Source organism: Pseudomonas sp. D(2018) (genome assembly GCF_005502555.1).
Classification (GTDB): domain Bacteria; phylum Pseudomonadota; class Gammaproteobacteria; order Pseudomonadales; family Pseudomonadaceae; genus Metapseudomonas; species Metapseudomonas resinovorans.
Map to the genome: position 1 here is coordinate 1 of NZ_SCOK01000114.1, position 2,543 is coordinate 2,543.

A 2,543-nucleotide genomic window follows, 5' to 3' on the forward strand; every position below is an offset into this window, starting at 1 on the left:
CATCAGCGTCGATGACGTGGCCAAGCGCCTGATCGACTACGGCTTCCACGCCCCGACCATGTCCTTCCCGGTGCCGGGCACCCTGATGATCGAGCCCACCGAGAGCGAATCCAAGGAAGAGCTGGACCGTTTCTGCGACGCCATGATCCGCATCCGCGAAGAAATCCGCGCCGTGGAGAACGGCGAACTGGACGCCAACGACAACCCGCTGAAGAACGCCCCGCACACCGCGGCGGAACTGGTCGGCGAGTGGACCCATCACTACAGCCGCGAGCTGGCTGTGTATCCCACCGCCAGCCTGGTGGAGGGCAAGTACTGGCCGCCGGTGGGTCGCGTGGACAACGTCTACGGCGACCGCAACCTGGTCTGCGCCTGCCCGTCCATCGAGGCCTACCAGGACGCCTGACGGCGATCCTCTGTAGGAGCCAGCTTGCTGGCGAAGCGCTCTGCGGAGCCATTCGCGAGCAAGCTCGCTCCTACAGCGACCGGACACAAGACAAGGAGCACGGCGGTCGGTCCGCAAGGTCCGTTCCGCCGGGCTGACTACGCTGACTAATAAGAAAGAGCCGAGCACCCGCTCAGGAGCACGACATGTCTCTCAGTGTCTTCGACCTGTTCAAGATCGGCATCGGCCCCTCCAGCTCCCATACTGTTGGCCCGATGCGCGCCGCCGCGCGTTTCGTGGAAGGCCTGCGCCGCGAGAGCCTGCTGGCCGACACCCACAGCCTGAAAGTCGAGCTCTACGGCTCCCTCGGCGCCACTGGCAAGGGCCACGGCAGCGACAAGGCCGTACTGCTGGGCCTGGAAGGCGAGCAACCGGATACCGTGGATACCGAACGCGTGGATGAGCGCCTGGCGAGCATTCGCCAGAGTGGCGAACTGCGTCTGGGCGGCGAGAAGCCGATCCATTTCGTGGAAAAAGAGCACTTGGCGATGATCCGCAAGCCGCTCCCCTACCACCCCAACGGCATGATTTTCCGGGCCTTCGACGACGCCGGCATCCAGATTCGTTCGCGCGAGTACTACTCGGTGGGCGGTGGCTTCGTGGTGGACGAGGAAGCGGCCGGGCTGGACCGCATAGTCGAAGACAGCACACCGCTGCCCTATCCCTTCAAGACCGGCAAGGACATGCTCGCCTACTGCAGCGCCACCGGGCTCTCTATCAGCGGCCTGATGCGCGAGAACGAGAAAGCCTGGCGCACCCCTGAGGAAACCAGCACCGGCCTGATGAATATCTGGCAGGTGATGCAGGATTGCGTGACCACCGGCTGCCGCAAGGAAGGCATCATGCCCGGCGGGCTCAAGGTGAAGCGCCGTGCCGCCGCGCTCTACCGCCAGCTCAGCGAACACCCGGAAGCCAACCTGCGCGACAGCCTCAGCGTGCTGGATTGGGTCAACCTCTACGCCCTGGCGGTGAACGAGGAAAACGCCAGCGGCGGCCGTGTGGTCACCGCCCCCACCAACGGTGCGGCCGGCATCGTGCCCGCCGTGCTGCACTACTACAGCCGCTTCGTGCCGGGCGCCAACGCCGACGGTATCGAGCGCTTCCTGCTCACCGCTGCCGCCATCGGCATCCTCTACAAGGAAAACGCCTCCATCTCTGGCGCCGAAGTCGGCTGCCAGGGCGAGGTCGGCGTGGCCTGCTCGATGGCCGCCGGCGCCCTCTGCGAAGTCATGGGGGGCACCCCGCAGCAGGTGGAGAACGCCGCCGAAATCGGCATGGAACACAACCTCGGCCTGACCTGCGACCCGGTCGGCGGACTGGTCCAGGTGCCCTGCATCGAGCGCAACGCCATGGGCTCGGTGAAGGCCATCAATGCGGCACGCATGGCCCTGCGCGGCGACGGCCAGCACTTCATCTCCCTCGACAAGGTCATCCGCACCATGCGCCAGACCGGCGCCGACATGAAGAGCAAATACAAGGAAACCGCTCGCGGCGGCCTCGCCGTGAACATCATCGAATGCTGATTTCTCCCCTCTCCCCCTGGGAGAGGGGCCGGGGGTGAGGGAAGCCTCATCCCACTCGGACTTTTATTCCTGGAGCAATACATGACCGATCTCGCCAAAACCCCGCTGCACGCCCTGCACCTCGAACTCGGCGCGCGCATGGTGCCCTTCGCTGGTTACGACATGCCGGTGCAATACCCGCTCGGCGTGCTCAAGGAGCACCTGCACACCCGCGAGCAGGCCGGCCTGTTCGACGTGTCCCACATGGGCCAGATCATCCTGCGCGGCGAGCATGCGGCCCGCGCCCTGGAATCGCTGGTACCGGTGGACATCATCGACCTGCCCGCCGGCATGCAGCGTTATGCCATGTTCACCGACGAAAACGGCGGCATCCTCGACGACCTGATGGTGGCCAATGCCGGCGACCACCTGGTGCTGGTGGTCAACGCCGCCTGCAAGGAGCAGGACCTGGCGCACCTGCAAGCGCACATCGGCGAACAATGCGAGATCGAGTCGCTGTTCGACTCCCGCGCCCTGCTGGCCCTGCAAGGTCCCGCCGCCGCCGAGGTGCTCGGCCGCCTGGCGCCGGACGTGAA

1 protein-coding gene and 2 pseudogenes are annotated in these 2,543 nt (G+C 65.7%); all 3 read left to right on the forward strand.

What is annotated here, in order from left to right; genetic code table 11:
* Positions 1-406, forward strand: a pseudogene (locus tag FFS60_RS28485) (glycine dehydrogenase (aminomethyl-transferring)); the annotation flags it as partial.
* Between the two features lie 185 nt (positions 407-591).
* Positions 592-1,968, forward strand: a complete 1,377-nt coding sequence (locus FFS60_RS28490) for an L-serine ammonia-lyase (RefSeq protein ID WP_137823892.1) — start codon at positions 592-594, stop codon at positions 1,966-1,968.
* A gap of 81 nt (positions 1,969-2,049) precedes the next feature.
* A pseudogene (gene gcvT / locus FFS60_RS28495) lies at positions 2,050-2,543 on the forward strand (glycine cleavage system aminomethyltransferase GcvT); the annotation flags it as partial.

Excerpts from the sequence above, each read along its gene's own strand:
- FFS60_RS28490 (WP_137823892.1), top strand. The coding sequence starts at position 592 with ATGTCTCTCAGTGTCTTCGACCTGTTCAAGATCGGCATCGGCCCCTCC.